Below are 15,338 nucleotides of genomic sequence, written 5' to 3' on the forward strand. Positions count from 1 at the left end.
CAGCGCGGTGATATGAATAGTCTCGGCGATCTGCTGCTGATGCCAGCCGGAGTCTTCGAGCGATTGGATATCGGCGGCGCAGACTTTATAAGACTCGTCGGTTACTTTAGCAACGAAGTTTAGCAGGACGCGTTCTTTGGGGTCGATGGCTGGATGGGCGAGATTGCCGGTAAAGATCGCGAGCAGTAATTCGTCGCTGCCTCCCTGTTGGTGCAGGAACCATGCGTGACTGTCCAGGCAGTAGGAACAGGCGTTGAGTGCCGAGACATGCGTTGCAATCATCTCCTTGGTTCTGCGATTGAGATGGCCGTCGACGAAGAGAAGGCTGGAGGCCAGCGCTATCATCTGTTCGAGCAGCGGCGGATGGGTGGCAAAGCATTTGAGGATGCCGGGGACATGCGGGCGTTCGAAGCGGACACGATAATCGGCGTAGGCAGCGGCCACGGCGCCGATGGCTACATCTTCCTCCACGAGAGGAAGATGGGTGGGTTCAAGCGGCTCATCGACTGTCACAGCTTCCGGCGTACTCAAGGTGGACCTCATTTTTCTATTGGCGCGAAGGCTTGGGTGGAGCGGAGCCATGTCCGGGAATCCGGACATGGGCGATCCATCATGTTTCTCCATCTAAAAAGCCAGCCGCGCGGCGAACTGGAACGCTCTGGGACCGCCGGAGCCGAAGAAGCCGCCCGCGGTAGTGACGGCTGAGTAGAAGTTGCTTTGAACGGCTTGTGCGGGCTGGCCGTGCTGGGCCGCCTGGTAAGGGCCGATGGAGATGTTCCTTCCCGAGTAGTTGTTGTTGCTTGTGCCGCGAATATTGGTCTCATTGAAGATGTTGAACGCTTCTCCGATGAGGCTGAAGGTTACGCGGTCCCCGAAGAGAAAGTCTTTCTTCAGGCGCAGGTCAAGCGAGCTGAAGGGGCTATAGAAGTTGATGCCGCCGGGAACATGCTGAAGTATTCCACCGGCGAGGCAGGGATACGCTGCCGGACATGCGGGCAACGCGTTCCACTTGTCGATCACGGCGTTGAGCTGGTCGCTGTTCTTGATCTCGCGGCCAATGGAGTTGCGCGCAAGCAGGGGCAGACGCGAGCCACTGGCTCCATTGATCGCGCCCGTACCGGGTAGAAAGGTGTCCGCAGGAACGCCTGAGCCGAAGGTGTAGATGGGCGCTGCGGAGATATGCCACGGGAATTGCGCCTCTCCGTAGAGCGTGAGGCGGCTGCGTTCGTCGGTGACGGCGTAACCCTTCTCCAGTTGTGGTTGATTGACTCCTTCAACTAGGTTGACCTGCTCGTTAGCGTTGCCGTTGGTGAGCTGATCGTCGTCGGAGTAGTCGAGCGTCTTCGAGAGCGTGTAGCTGACGTTGTACTGATAACCGATAGGGCCGAGCTTCGAGCTTCGATGCTGCAGGCTGACGATGAGGCCGTCGTACCAGGACTTGGCCTTCGATTCGAGGATCGTGATGCTGTCGGAGATGCCACTCACCGGATCGGTGATTAGGCAGGGAAGGTTATTGTCGGGGCAGGAGACATAGGGCGAGGTTGAATTGGTGGAGCGCAGAAAGTGCCCGTTCAACTGGCGGCGCGCGAAGACGTGTAGGCCATCAGCAGAGAGAACCCAGTCGTTACCGAACTGCTGCTGGAGGCCAATGGAGAACTGCTGGTAGATGGGGTGGTGCGTGTCAGATCCCGTAGCGATCAGGCCGACTCCGCCTGTCTGTCTTGGCCCGCTGAACGGAGCAAGGAGGCTGGGAGAGCCAGGAGCAAAGCTGGCGAGAGGAGCGAAGCAGGCATTGAGGCTTGGCTTTCCGGGGACGTAGGGTGAGATACAGGAGGAGCCGGTGTACTGAGTCACCGTCAGTGCGCGGTTGTTCTGCACCAGCTCTTTGGAGGCGGCTTCGAGGATGATGCGGTCGTAGTAGATCCCGTAGCCGCCGCGGAAGACGGTCCTGCCTCGACCGTAGGGATCATAGGCGAAGCCGATGCGTGGGCTGAAGTCTTTACTGTCGGGAGATTTCTTCAGGTTGAGAACATTCGCCATCCATGTGCATGGAGTGGAGGGCAGTGAGGTGAGATTGGGGCAGGGATCGTGGGCGCTGGAGGTGCCGGTGATGTCGGTGTCGTACTCCCAACGCAAACCCAGGTTGAGGGTGAGGCGGGGATCGACGCGCCAGTCGTCCTGCACGTAGCCCGCGATGTAGCTGTTTGAGACCAGTGGAATGGGCACTGGAGTCACAGGAGCGCTGCTCTTGAGCGCAACGGCGATAGGAAGGTCAAGATCATTCACTTTGCCATCTCCGTTGAGATCGGCAAAGGCAAAGTCGGTGGGCAGTATGACGGTGCCGCTGCCGAAGACATTAATCTCGCCCGCAGCAGAGTAGTGCTGGAACTCACCGCCGAGGTGCAGGGTGTGCTTGCCGAGCGCCCAGGAGTAGCCATCGCGGAACTGAATGCGGTTCATGTGTGTGGCCTGCGGCAGGTTGAAGTTCGCGCCATCCGCGAGGTCGGGAAAGATCAACTCATTAGTGAGGTTGAGTTGCGGATCGGTGGTGGGATCGCTTTGCGGGAAGGGAGGAATTTCGTTGGAAAAATTGTCGTAGTGAAAGGAGAAGCTGTTGACGCGGGTGGGCGAGAGGATGGTGGTGAGAGTGGTCTCGATGGAGTTGAAGCGGTTGAGCGAGTTCTGTCGTTCCGCAGCGCTGAAGGAGGGTGTCGCCTGCGAGGGAGTGGCCTCGCCGGTGTCGGTGGAGCGGTTGAAGGAGTAGCGCACCATGAGGCTGTTGCTTGCGCCAAGCTTCTGATCATAGCGCGAGGACCAGAGCGCATCGCGCAGCGGCGCAGGGGCCGAAGTGTGCTGTACCTGCGAGGTCGTGAAGTTGCGTGTCCCGGTCTGAAGCGCAGCGTTCTGATCGCGGTATTCAAATGAGCTGAAGATCCACGCGTTATCTTTACGCAACGGGCCTCCGAACGATGCGCCATACTGCTCGCGGTCGAAGGGAGGAGTGGGCAGAGTATGGTCGAAGGTCGCTGGGAGTGCCTGGAGATTGCGGTTGCGCTCGAAGAGGAAGAGCGAGCCGTGATAGTCATTCGTCCCGGACTTGGTGACGATGTTGATGATGCTGTTGCCGGAGCGACCGACCTCGGCAGTGAACCTTGCCGTAGCGATTTGGAACTCCTGCACCGAATCTTCAGGGAAGTTGGCGAGGGTTCCGCCGACGATCTCGTCGTTGTTGTCGCCGCCGTCTACGGTGATGTTGCCGCCTCTTCCAAAGCTGCCGGCGGAGCTGACCTCGAGCGTATTAGTCTTGGTGGGGTCGAAGGTAGGAGCGGGGCGGTTGCCGGGCACGAGGTAAGCCAGCTCAAGGAAGTTTCTGCCGTTGAGTGGAATGTTCTCGATAGTCTTCGAGGTGATCTGTCCCTGAATCATGGACTGCGAGAGATCGACGCCCTGGTTGTCGGCAGTTACATTCACCACCGCGTGGGAGGCTGCGAGAGAGAGCTCCACATCGACGGTGCGCGCTTTGCCTGCTTCAACGATGAGCTCGTGCGTCTCGGTGATGGCGAAGGAGGGGCTTTCGACGCGCAGATCGTAGGCGCCTGCATTGAGCGAAGAGAACACGTACAGCCCTTCCGCATTCGTAAGTGTCTGCCGCGAGGTGCCCTGAGCTATATTGGTGACGCTGACCCGCGCGCCCAAAACGCTGGCTCCCTGCGGGTCGGTGACTCGGCCATTGATTGTGCCACTGGGAAGCTGTCCAAAGGCTAGTGTGCTCACTGCCATCCAGAGAAGTGCTGCAAGGGTTTTACGCATTTGTCTACTCCGTTTTCCATGCCCGGGCCGTTGTAGGTGCGCGCAGAAAAGCGGCACTTCGGGGCCGTGGGCTAATGAAAAATTCATGTTGATCTGTATTCGTGCCAACACTACAGTCAGCCGTCGGAGTTGTCGTGGCCCGAAAGATTGAATTGCGGTTCCATCCTTGGATGGAGCAAGAAATTGCCTGAATCTACGACAATCTCAATCTTTCGATGGATGCCGATTATGGAGGGGTCACGTAGGATGGTGCCTCAATGGAACAGCGTCGTCAGATGGGTTTGTCAGGTACGATCGCCGTCGTCATGGGCGAGTCGATCGCGCTCGGCATCTTCCTTACCCCCGCCGCTATGGCGAAGTCTCTGGGGTCGCCGGCGCTGTTGGCCTCGGTGTGGGTCGGCATGGGGCTGATCGCAATGTGCGGCGCGCTCTGCTACTCGGAGCTTGCGGTGCGCTTTCCTCACGCGGGCGGCGAGTATGTCTATCTGCGCGAGGGCTATGGTGGCCGCGTCGCTTTTCTGTACGGCTGGATGTCCGCTGCCGTGATGGATCCAGGTCTTGCAGCGGCTTTGGCAATGGGGGCCACACCGTACATCTTTTCGATGATGGGAATATCCCAGCACATGCGGCTTTGGGTTCCGGCACTTCTGCTTATCGGGCTTGCAGGGATCAACTACGTGGGGACACGCCTTAGCCGTCGCGTGATGTCGGCAGCGAACCTGTTGAAGGTTGGCGTGCTGCTGTGCCTGGTGGCGTGGGCGTGGTTCTCCGGCCACTCGACCATCGACAACATATTGCCGCTGGTGCATCGACGCGCGGGGTCTGAGCCGATCTTCGCTGCGGTCGCGAGTGCTACGGTCGCCGCGTTCTTCAGCTTCGGCGGATGGTGGGAGGCGGGCAAAATCGCCGGTGAGGTTCGCAACCCGCGGCGAAATCTTCCTCTGGCATTTACCTGCGGCGTGCTGCTGGTGACGCTGGTCTACCTTCTGGTGAGCTTTGCGTTTCTCTCCGTGGTGCCGCTCGATCGCATCGTCTCCAACACCGCATTCGTCGCTCAATTCGGCGAGGCGCTGTTCGGAAGTCTTGGTGGACGAGTGCTCTCTGCCTGTGTGCTGCTCTCGGTGCTGGGCGGGATGATGGCGATGACGATGGCCGCGCCGCGCGTCTACTATGCGATGGCGAGGGACGGCGCATTTTTCTCCATCTTCGGACGGCTGCACCCGCGCTTCGGAACACCAGCGAACGCGGTCCTGCTGCAAACGGGCTTGGCGCTGCTGGTTCTATGCTTCGGAGCGTTCGACCGCATTCTCTCGTTCATCATTTTTTCTGCAATCTGCTTCCTTGCGCTCTCCGCTGCCTCTCTCTTCCGCCTGAAGGAGCCGGTACAGAGATGGTGGTATCCCGCGGCTCCGGTACTCTTCCTTCTTGGTTGCGGCGCAATCAACCTGCTCATCCTGATGCACGACCCGCTTCCAGCTCTGCTCGGTCTGCTCGCCGTGCTGTGCGGAGATCCCATCCGCCACTTCTTCTTTTCTTCTCGGCAGTCTGCCGCGGCGCAGATTCCGGAACAAACTCTTCCCTGAAAGGACATGACCCCATGCCACACATTCAACTACCCGAAGGACTTCCCGGCATCCGAGGCGCAATGGCGTTCCGGCCCGAGACCGCCAAACCGCTCAATGAACTAGTAGAGATTCTGCTGCATGGCCCGAACTCGCTGACGCCCGGCGAGCGTGAGCTGATCGCGACCTATGTATCGACGGAAAACGACTGCTATTACTGCCAGACGATCCACGGCGCTATTGCAGCCGCCAGCCTCGGCGATGACGAGGCGCTGGTGAAGAAGGTAAAGGTTGACTTCCAGAACGCCGCGATCTCAGACAAGCTGAAGGCGCTCCTCGTGATCGCAGGACAAGTGCAAAAGGGTGGCAAGCACGTAACCTCTTCTTCCGTGGCAGACGCGCGAGCCGCGGGCGCGACGGATATGGAGATACACGATACCGTTCTGATTGCCGCTGCTTTCTGCATGTACAACCGCTACGTCGACGGCTTGGGCACAACGCAACCAAAGGATGAAGCAATGTACAGGGAGCGCGGCAAACGCGTGGCCCGCGACGGATACGTGAGTGTAAGCAAGGAATATCTGCCCGCGGCAGCAGCGCAATAGAAAACGGTCTGCGCATCATAGTGAAAGACGAAACCTGAACCAGAGAGGATAGACATGCCGCATATATCTTTACCCGAAGGAATTCCCGGAATCAGTAGCGGCTTCGCCTTTCGTCCGGAGACGGCCAAGCCGATGCGTGAGTTGGCACATCTGTTACTCCATGAACCCAGCACGTTGAGCCAGGCAGAACGCGAACTCATCGCTACCTACGTCTCCAGTCAGAACGACTGTCTCTTCTGCCAGACCAGTCATGGAGCGGCGGCGGCAGCGCATCTTGGAGAGAAGGCTGGCACGGTCGAAGACGTGAAGCACGACTTTATGCGGGCTGCTGTCTCAGATAAGCTCAAGGCTCTCCTTGTGATCGCAGGTCAGGTGCAGCAGGGCGGCAAGCACGTCTCATCAGAGAGCGTGCAGAAGGCGCGCGAACTAGGCGCAACCGATCTGGAGATCCACGATACGGTGCTCATTGCCGCTGCCTTCTGCATGTACAACCGTTACGTGGATGGTCTTGCGACGTGGCAGCCGCGCGATCCAGCAATGTATAAGGCCATGGGGGAGCATCTGGCCACACACGGCTATGTCATGCCATCGATCAATCGTTAGGAGAGCGGCAAGTAGTTTCTCGCTATGTCAGCACAAAGCGATGTCTACCTGGGCACGCCTTCCGAAACCGCGCAGCTATCTCCATACCTCTGCGATATTCGAAAACACGTATGAGCACCCTTGCGCCAACTTTCCTTGACCTTGCAGAGGTTCCGATCCCTGCGCACATGCAGGGAAAGAGCGTGCTCCCACTGGCGGCGGCGGCAGACCCGTCGTTCCGTAAGGAGTGGTACTACGAGTACTTCGAGTGGCCCAACCCGGAGGGGGTGCGCCCTTGCCGCGGTATTCGCACCGAGCGGTACAAATTGATTCACTACATCATGAAACCGCAGGAGTTCGAGATCTACGATCTGCAGTCCGATCCGCAGGAGACGCAGAATCTTTTCGGAAGGTCGGAACATGCGGCACTGCAGAAGCATCTTCAAGAGCGTCTCGAAGCTCTGCGCGCAAAAATTCCGATCAGGCCAGCAGCCGCAAACGCATAGACTCATTCATTAGTAGCCAGAAAACCCCCGCTCAGACGGGGATTTTCTGTTGCGGATGATCGCAGCTCACCCACCACTGCAGTGGGAAGGTTCCGCAAGATACTTTAAAGTGAAGCTCAGAACTTGGATGGCGGAGCTGCTGTTGCGGCTGCGCCAGTCGATGTCGGTGATGTGGATGGTGATGGTGTGGGGCACGTTCCTTGTGCGCATGGTGCCGGTTGTGACGGCACCGTGGGAGTAACAGGAGGCGCTGCATCCGTTGCCGGAGCAACATCGTCCGATGCTGTCGCGGGGGCAGGAGCTGCCGGCTCCGGTTTTGGCGGAGCGACCTTCATTGCTCGCACAGGCGGCCTCTGAATCGAGAATGGGATCGTCACCGCGTTGGCAGCCGTGGGGTCGTCGCGCAGCTTGAGGTAGAAGCCGGTCTTACTGGGCCGCGGCAGCGAGAGCGTCGTGCCGATAAAACCTTCGGGAACGTCCGTCGGATTAGTGAAGCCGGCATCGGTGGCGATGGAATCGACAAGGTACAAGCCGGAGCCTGTGATGGTGCACGGCTGCGACGACTCATAGGGGCAATGCACGTCGTCGAGCGTTGGCAGACGGACCAGCGTAATCAGCGGAATCCAATCGCCCGCCGTGCCGTTGGGATCGACCGCACGCAGACGCAAGGGGCCGAAGGCCGAGGTCCCGAACGCCTTCAGCGGGTCCAGCGTGCCTACCAGCGTGTGGCGGTTCTGCATAATCAGCGTGCCCGAGGCGACACTGAGCGTCGTATGCAGTGAGTTGTCGGCATTGGCGATCTCGATCTGGCCGGTGCGCGGGAACGAGCTCTCCGACTTGAGCGAAAAAGTCAGTTGTTCCGTGACCGGCAGATCATCCGGGTCGCCCAGATGGATAGAGCTGTCGGTCGACTGCGCGATGCGTTTGTTGATGAGCGTGACTGACGGACGTTCATGGTCGACTTCAACCGGAAGCGTCAATGTGCGCCCGTCTTTCAAGGTAATGTGAGCGGTGAGTTTTTCGCCCGCCTTCAACTTGGGAGAGGCTGCGTTGGCCGGAAGCGCGAGCCGCAGAGAGGTCGTGCCGGAGCTTTGCGGCTGGCTGAAGCCGTCCATATTGGCCGCAACCGGCAATGGCGCCGGCGTAAAGACCTGCCCCTTCATCTCGACCTTCGCAACCTGGTTCAGATTGGTACCGTCAAGCATTGCCGACGTGTCGCCGGCGTAGAACTTCAACGAAGAGAGGGTCGCAGGCTCGGAGAAGGTCTCGGCGGCGACGGTATCCGGCCTGGGCTCGCCATACTGATGGACGGTGAGATGCAACGCGCCGGGATCGACCGATTTGAGCGAGACCTTGATGTCGATCAGGTCCGGCTTGTCTGCTTCCTTCCATTCGGTCTTGTCCTGCTTGCCATCCGCTGTGTCGAGCGTGATCGACTGGACGCACGCGGTTCCGCTGGACGAGAGCGAAAGGGAGTTTTCGCGCCCCGCGATCAGGACATCGTCGGCTGCCAGCTTCCAGTTCTTGCCGGGGATGGTCTGCAACTGCATGGTGGGGCCGGTGAACGGATCGAATCCCCAATAGCCGGTGATAGTCCCCGTCACCTTGCCCGAGGCATCGGGCAAGGCCGGCACCTTGGCAGCGGCCACAGGAGCGGGCTGCGGCGCATCGGTCGTTGCCGTTGTCAGCAACTTCCGCTCGCCCGTCGCCGGGGCAAGCGTCAGCCCACCGCGATACGCATCAGGCACAAGCGGAATGTCTTTCTCTTTTCCCTCCCCGTTGATGTGAAGGACAAGATTATGTGCGAACGAGGTCGAGAAGACCAGGGGAGCGCCTTCGACCGGAAGTGCGACCGACGGCTGTAACAGGCAGGTAACATGCTTCGGGTCTGCTGGCCGCAGCGGGGGAAGAACCGAGGCTTGAATCGCAGGAAGGCCGATGACGATCACAGACTTTGGATTGTGGAACGAAGGCGGCGTATTGAGCCTCAGGTTGAGGCTCTCTCCCTCGGGAAACGCGATGGCGGGAATGTACTGGTACTGCGCGGTATGCAGGTTGCCCATCAGGTGAATCAGATCAACGACCGCCCCGACATAAGCGCTGTACAGCCCGCCTCCTCCCAGCGAGGTATAGCTGGCCGCGCTGATCAGGTTCGATGCATCGCCATTCGTCAGGCTGGAGACGACGGTCTCGCCGTGGCCATCGTTGAGCAGGGTCTGGTTTCCGCTCTGGGTCAGGCAGGTGTACTGCTGATCGACCGGGCGGTTGAAGCACTCTTCATTCGGCTTCAGGTTGAGTGTACGGGCGATCAGGTTCGAGTGTTCGAGCAGCGCCTTGGGGTCGGATGGAGGCACCAGCCGCATATCCGCCAGATATTTCTCGATACGTGCCTGTTCGAAGCCTGCCTCGGCAAGGTCCTGCGAAGCGCGCACGAAGATGCCGGGGCGGCCACGCACCGCGGAGCGAAGCGTCGTGAAGTCCCCGCCCGTCTCCGGCGCGAGGAAGAGCACCACCTGCTGCGCCTCGTCGGGAACGTAGACGTTCACGCCCTCTTCGCGCACCTTTTGGTTCCAGGTCTGGATCTTGATGAACCAGTCATCCGGCGGAGGGTTGGTGGTGCCGCGCAGAAAGCAGACTACCAACAGGTAATGGACCGACTGGGTTGTCGGCAGGTCGGGATGCAGCCAGATCTTATCGCCAGCCTGAAGGTTCGGTACCGATGCGATGGGCAGCGTCTTGCCGTCGCGAGTGACGTGGACCTCCAGCTTTGGGCCGGTCAGGTCAAAGCGGGCTGCCTGAGCAAACAGCATAGGGCAGGCAAGAAGCAGTACTGCAAAAGCTCCAAGGGTACTGAAGGGCCGAAACTTTGCCATCATTCCATTTTAGACTGCCCAAGTGGGCGTAATGGATGCAATCAGACGCTATTATTAGAGGATTTGGTGCCCTTGTTGCTGATACGCGAAGAGATATGGTCGCTGGCGATGACGCCATCACGAATTGTGACCACGCGATGCGCAAATTCAGCGATATCCGGCTCGTGGGTAACCAGCACAATGGTATTACCTCTCGCATGAAGCTCGTCGAAGAGGGCCATGATTTCGTCGCCCGTCTTCGAGTCGAGATTTCCAGTAGGCTCGTCGGCGAGGATGATGGACGGCTTGTTAACCAGGGCGCGGGCGATGGCGACGCGCTGCCGCTGACCGCCGGAGAGCTCGTTCGGCTTGTGCATCATGCGTTCGGTGAGGCCGACCGACTCCAGCACTGATTTCGCGCGTTCGATGCGCTCCGCCGCCGGGGTGCCGTTATAGATCAAGGGCAGCTCGACGTTGTGCAGGGAAGTGGCGCGGGCCAGCAGGTTGAAGGTCTGGAAGACGAAGCCGATCTCCTTGTTGCGGATGCGAGCGAGTTCATCATCGTTCAGTTCGGAGACATCGTGGCCATTAAGCCAGTATTTGCCCTGCGAGGGCGAATCAAGGCAGCCGATCAGGTTCATTAGCGTCGATTTACCCGAGCCGGAAGGCCCCATGATGGCCACATACTCATTGTGCCGGATGCGCAGGTTCACCCCGCGCAGGGCGTTCACCTGCTGATCGCCCATCTCGTAGGTCTTCCAGAGATTGTCCGTTACGATGACGTCGCCGGCGCGTGGGCCGGATGCGTTACTCAGGGTTGTATCGACTGCGGTTTCGATGGCCATCCGGTTCTCCGGTTGCTGCTTGTTTCAGAATAGTACGTTTGCGCCGACAGGGTAGTTCCTTTTATGTAAAAGGGCCGCCCGCGCCAGCCTGTGAATCTAAGAAAAACTCTAAAACCAGATCATTCCAACTTCACGACGCCATCTCGACTTCACTAAGCTGTTCTACGTCACGACGCCATAGGTTGTGTCTCACGAATCCGTATTTGCTTCTGGGTAGCCCAAGGCTTCAGCCTTGGGTCTCTCAAAGTCACCCAAAAAGCGGGGCTTCAGCCCCTGGGGTATGTCCTCTTTAGAGGTAGCATCAGCAGCCAATTGGATTCGTTAGATACTGCCTCAGCCCAATTCCAAAGCTATGACTGGTCGGTCGGCGTCACCGTCTCGGGAGTGTTATCTCGTTTGACGACCGTGCCGCTCTTCAGTATTCGCAGAACCTTATAGCGCCCGGTGACGATCTCATCGCCTGCCTTCAGCCCGCCCAACACCTCGATATCGGTCGCTCCGGTGATGCCCGTCTTGACCGGTACAAAGACGACGCGAACCTTTTTGCGCTCTTCTTTGAGGAGATAGACGCCCTGAACCAGTTTGGTGTCAACAGGGACAGCCGCCGCGGAAGCGGATACCTTCACCGGCTTGCCCGCATTGTCCGCCAAAGCCTTTTCGGCGGCGACATTACGCTCCACCAGCGCCTGAATCGGAATAGTGAGGGCGTTCGGTTTATTCGCCGTGGTGATCTTCGCCGTGGCCGAAAGTCCGGGGCGGAGATCGTCGGAAGGGTGGTCGAGTGTGACCACCACCTTGAAGTCCTTGGCTTCTTCCGTTCCGGTCGTGCTCTGGCTGGTGGCGATACCGGTAGTCCGCAGCAGCGCCTGGTCGCCGACCTGGGTGACGTGGCCCTTGAAGATCTTTCCCGGCAGGGCATCGACGGTCACGTCAGCCGTCTGTCCCAGCGCCAGATTGACGATGTCTGTCTCGTCGACCTTCACCTCGGCGGTGATGACTGACATATCGGCAAGCGTCATCATCGTCGAGCCCTCGGCATTCTGAATACCGACGACGACCGTCTCTCCCTCGCGTACCGGAACGTTGGTCACAAGGCCATCGAACGGCGCGCGGCTGATCGTCTTGTCCAGTGCGTCATAGTTGGACCGCTGGCTGGCGACCGCCTGATTCACATGCGCGCGCTGCGACTGGGTCTGCGCCTCGGCCTGTGCAAGTGCGGCTTGCCTTTGCGCCAGAGTGGCAACGGCCATATCGTAGGCCGCCTTTTTACTGTCGTAGTCCTGCTTGGCGATCAGCTTGTCCTGATACAGTGCCTTGGCCCGGCCATAGTCCAGTTGCTTTTGTTCGAGATCGGCCTTGGACTCCTCGATGTTCGCGCTGGCGGTCTTCTCGGCAGCAATATAGCTGCTGACGTCGGTGCGGCTCGACGCGATGGTCGCCTGTTGGGCGGCCACAGTCGCTTCAGGCTGCACGCTCTCGATCGTGGCGAGCACGGTGCCCTTCTTGACGTGGTCGCCTTCCTTCACATTCAGGTGCGTAATCCGTCCAAAGGACGTGGCGCCGACATTGACATAGGTCTTGGGCTTGATCTGGCCGGTGCCGTTGACGATCGAAACGAGGTCCTGGCGCACCGCTTTGCCCGTCGCAACCTTGGTTACATTGGCCTGCCCATGAAGAATAGTCCCTACGACGATGCCCGCCAGTACCAGGACGCCGACAACGATCAAAACAATCTTTTTCGCGCTCATTGCTGCTTTCTTTCGCGGACCGGGTGGACCCTGGCTGCGCGCATTGGAGAATGGCCTGTCAGAGAAACATACGAAAAGGACGCATACGGAGTTCCATCGAACTTTCCCTACCGAGCCGCAAAGCTAAATGAGGGCAGGGAGAAGAGTAGCAGGTATCCGAACAAGCAGTACATCGTCATGCTGTGCGATTATCACGGAGAATGATAGCAGGATACGAGTCGGATTCCACCCCTTGTACCGGCGAAGTAACCGCTCTACAATACAGATTGGTTAACAGGAGTACTGCCCTATTTATGAATACGTCTCGACGCCTTGTTTCGGTCGCAGCTTTATTGTTTTTGACAATGGCGGGGGTAAGTGCTTTGCCGGCCCAGAACACGAACAATGTTCTGCCTGATATTGACGGATCCAAAACCAATCCAGCCAATATAGAGAAGCCCGACCCGCTGAAGCGCCAGCTCACCGACAAGGAAAAGCGCGCCCAGCAGAAAGAGCTGCGCGGCGAACTGCACGGCGTCTACAAGAAGTGGCTCGACGAGGACGTGCGCTGGATCATCACCGACCAGGAGCGAAACGCCTTCAAGAACCTCAGCAACGACGAGGAGCGCGACTCCTTCATCGAGAACTTCTGGCTCCGCCGCAATCCGAACCCGGATTCGCCTGAGAACGAGTACAAGGAAGAGCACTACGCCCGCATCGCCTATGCGAACGAGCATTTCGCCGCCGGTATGCCGGGATGGAAGACGGATCGCGGTCATATCTATATTGCCTACGGCAAGCCCGACAGCATCGACTCGCACCCCAGCGGCGGCAACTACGAGCGCCCCATGGATGAGGGTGGCGGCGAGACCTCGACCTTCCCCTTTGAAACCTGGCACTATCGCTACCTCGCCGGCATCGGCGACAACATCGACATCGAATTTGTAGATACCTGCATGTGCGGCGACTACCACATGACCCTCGACCGCTCCGAGAAGGACGCGCTCAAGCACGTTCCCGGCGCCGGTCTGACTCTCTATGAAGAGCAGGGACAGGCCAAGAAAGCCGACCGCTTCTCCGGCGGCGGCCTCGAGCAACTCGGCACCGGCCCCATGTCGTCGCAGAATCAGAGTAAGGAGTTCGACCGTCTCGACCAGTACGCCAAGCTGATGGCTCCCCCGGTTATCAAGTTCAAAGACCTCGAGTCGTTCATGGCGAGCTCCAAGATCCTGACCGGCCCGCCCTTCCTCTTCAACGTCCGTACTGACTACGTCAAGATCACCAACGACACCGTGCTCGTTCCGTTGACACTACAGATCCGCAACGGCGACATCACCTTCAGCAACAAGGACGGCGTAGCCACCGGCACGGTGAACATCCTCGGGCGCATCTCCAACCTCAACGACCGTCCGATTCAAACCTTTGAAAGCACGGTGAACGTTCAGGTACCGAGCGAGTTGTTGGGCCAGACACAAAACAACGTCTCGTTATATTGGCAGGCGGTCCCATTACGTCCAGGCTTGTATAAAATTGATATCGCCATCAAGGATGTCAACAGCCCCGACCACGTCGGTCGCTGGAAGCGCAGCATCAACGTACCGAAGTACGATGACGACCACCTTGCATCCTCCTCACTGATTTTGGCTGATAAAATGACGCATGTTCCGACGAGAGATATCGGTGCGGGCAATTTCGTTATCGGTGATACCTTTGTCCGCCCCCGCGTGCCGACTGAGATGAGTCTCCCGGTCACCTTCCATAGAAATCAGAACTTAAACTTCTGGATGCAGGTCTATAACCTTGGTATTGATGAGAAGAGCAGGAAGAATGACGCTACCATCGACTACCAGATCGTGAACACGGCCACCAACCAGACAGTTTTGCAGACGCAGGAGTTCACCTCGAAGACGAATCCGAACGCGGATCAGGTGACACTGGAGAAGAGCATGCCTCTCGCCAGCCTTGCGCCCGGAAAGTATAAGGTGACTATCAAGGTTGACGATGGCATCACCAAGCAGCAGATCGCAGAGTCTGCACCGTTTGTTGTAGATTAGGGCAGTCTGCACCAATCAGGCTCCATGCTTACGCGGATGCAACAGGCGATAAGCGGGATCCGGGCAGGCTGTAAAACAGCACCCTCCTTTTAGGTGGGTACGATCACGTTACGGAGTGGCCGTCGACGCGCAGGATGCATAACGCTGTGCAACGATCCCAGGGAAGTATCCAGGTGAAGATCGCGCTTCTGGCTCTGATGCTGTCCACAGCATCGGCGTGCCTCGCCGTCGGCCCCGGAGCCACGGTCACGGGAGTCGTTCGCGATGCCGATGGAGTGGCCCAGATGGGTGCTCTCGTTCAGGTGCTGGCAAGCGACTCCGCCCTTGTCGGAACGGCATTTACCGACCTCCACGGACGTTATCTCATCACCCGGCTGATCCCCGGCAGGTATCAGGTTCGCGCCACTGCCGCCCTCTTTGTGCCCACCACGCGAGGCGACCTTCGCCTCCGGCCCGGCGCCCAGACAGTCGTCAATCTCACCCTCAACACCATCTTCGACGCCACCACATGGATCCCTGCTGAACGCCGCCGTGCAGATGAACCAGGAGACGATTGGAAGTGGACCCTGCGTTCCGCTGTCAACCGCCCCATTCTCCGCATGGCCGCCGATGACGGCAATGTAATGACCGTCTCCTCCAGCGCAACCGAGTCCAACAAGCCCTCCTCCCGTATTCGGGCTGCTGTCAGCAGCGGCGATGGCGGCTTTGCCAACGGCGGCGTCCACAACGTCGTCACCCTCGATCGCGTGCTCGACGACGGCTCCGGCATGGTCGTCCGTGGCGATATCGGAACCG

Annotated in this window: 11 protein-coding genes; 6 read left to right on the plus strand and 5 right to left on the minus strand. The window is 58.9% G+C overall.

Annotated features, from left to right (window positions below):
- Together VMU57_RS04445 and VMU57_RS04450 are read right to left on the minus strand one after the other, a co-directional pair.
- On the minus strand, positions 1-531 hold a 531-nt coding region (locus VMU57_RS04445; protein ID WP_325381202.1), incomplete at its 3' end, for a carboxymuconolactone decarboxylase family protein.
- A 93-nt stretch (positions 532-624) separates the two neighbouring features.
- Complete coding sequence (locus VMU57_RS04450; protein ID WP_325381204.1) at positions 625-3,810, minus strand: carboxypeptidase regulatory-like domain-containing protein; 3,186 nt, start codon at positions 3,808-3,810, stop codon at positions 625-627.
- Positions 3,811-4,067: 257 nt separating this feature from the next.
- Here VMU57_RS04450 and VMU57_RS04455 point away from each other — a divergent pair, with 257 nt between their 5' ends.
- From VMU57_RS04455 to VMU57_RS04470, 4 genes are all read left to right on the plus strand, one after another.
- Positions 4,068-5,393: an APC family permease gene (locus tag VMU57_RS04455; protein WP_325381206.1), complete on the plus strand. Its 1,326-nt coding sequence runs from the start codon at positions 4,068-4,070 to the stop codon at positions 5,391-5,393.
- Between the two features lie 14 nt (positions 5,394-5,407).
- Positions 5,408-5,977, plus strand: a complete 570-nt coding sequence (locus VMU57_RS04460) for a peroxidase-related enzyme (protein ID WP_325381209.1) — start codon at positions 5,408-5,410, stop codon at positions 5,975-5,977.
- 54 nt (positions 5,978-6,031) lie between these two features.
- Positions 6,032-6,580: a peroxidase-related enzyme gene (locus VMU57_RS04465; RefSeq protein ID WP_325381211.1), complete on the plus strand. Its 549-nt coding sequence runs from the start codon at positions 6,032-6,034 to the stop codon at positions 6,578-6,580.
- A 110-nt stretch (positions 6,581-6,690) separates the two neighbouring features.
- Positions 6,691-7,065: a sulfatase/phosphatase domain-containing protein gene (locus VMU57_RS04470; RefSeq protein ID WP_325381213.1), complete on the plus strand. Its 375-nt coding sequence runs from the start codon at positions 6,691-6,693 to the stop codon at positions 7,063-7,065.
- Between the two features lie 116 nt (positions 7,066-7,181).
- On the opposite strand, the gene VMU57_RS04475 is transcribed toward VMU57_RS04470, so the two are convergent.
- The 3 genes from VMU57_RS04475 to VMU57_RS04485 form a co-directional block, all read right to left on the minus strand.
- Complete coding sequence (locus VMU57_RS04475) at positions 7,182-9,941, minus strand: hypothetical protein (RefSeq protein WP_325381215.1); 2,760 nt, start codon at positions 9,939-9,941, stop codon at positions 7,182-7,184.
- Between the two features lie 38 nt (positions 9,942-9,979).
- The gene (locus tag VMU57_RS04480) at positions 9,980-10,762 is read right to left on the minus strand and encodes an ABC transporter ATP-binding protein (protein ID WP_325381217.1); all 783 of its coding nucleotides are present in this window, start codon (positions 10,760-10,762) and stop codon (positions 9,980-9,982) included.
- A gap of 350 nt (positions 10,763-11,112) precedes the next feature.
- Complete coding sequence (locus VMU57_RS04485; RefSeq protein WP_325381219.1) at positions 11,113-12,510, minus strand: efflux RND transporter periplasmic adaptor subunit; 1,398 nt, start codon at positions 12,508-12,510, stop codon at positions 11,113-11,115.
- A gap of 293 nt (positions 12,511-12,803) precedes the next feature.
- Between VMU57_RS04485 and VMU57_RS04490 the strand changes: the two genes are divergently transcribed.
- Together VMU57_RS04490 and VMU57_RS04495 are read left to right on the plus strand one after the other, a co-directional pair.
- Positions 12,804-14,543 carry a GWxTD domain-containing protein gene (locus VMU57_RS04490; protein WP_325381221.1) on the plus strand — a complete coding sequence of 580 codons (1,740 nt, stop codon included), beginning with the start codon at positions 12,804-12,806 and terminating at the stop codon, positions 14,541-14,543.
- 146 nt (positions 14,544-14,689) lie between these two features.
- Positions 14,690-15,338, plus strand: a 649-nt coding sequence (locus VMU57_RS04495; RefSeq protein WP_325381223.1) for a carboxypeptidase-like regulatory domain-containing protein, incomplete at its 3' end; no start/stop codon positions are given.

The organism is Edaphobacter sp. (assembly GCF_035532915.1).
Taxonomy (GTDB): Bacteria; Acidobacteriota; Terriglobia; order Terriglobales; family Acidobacteriaceae; genus Edaphobacter.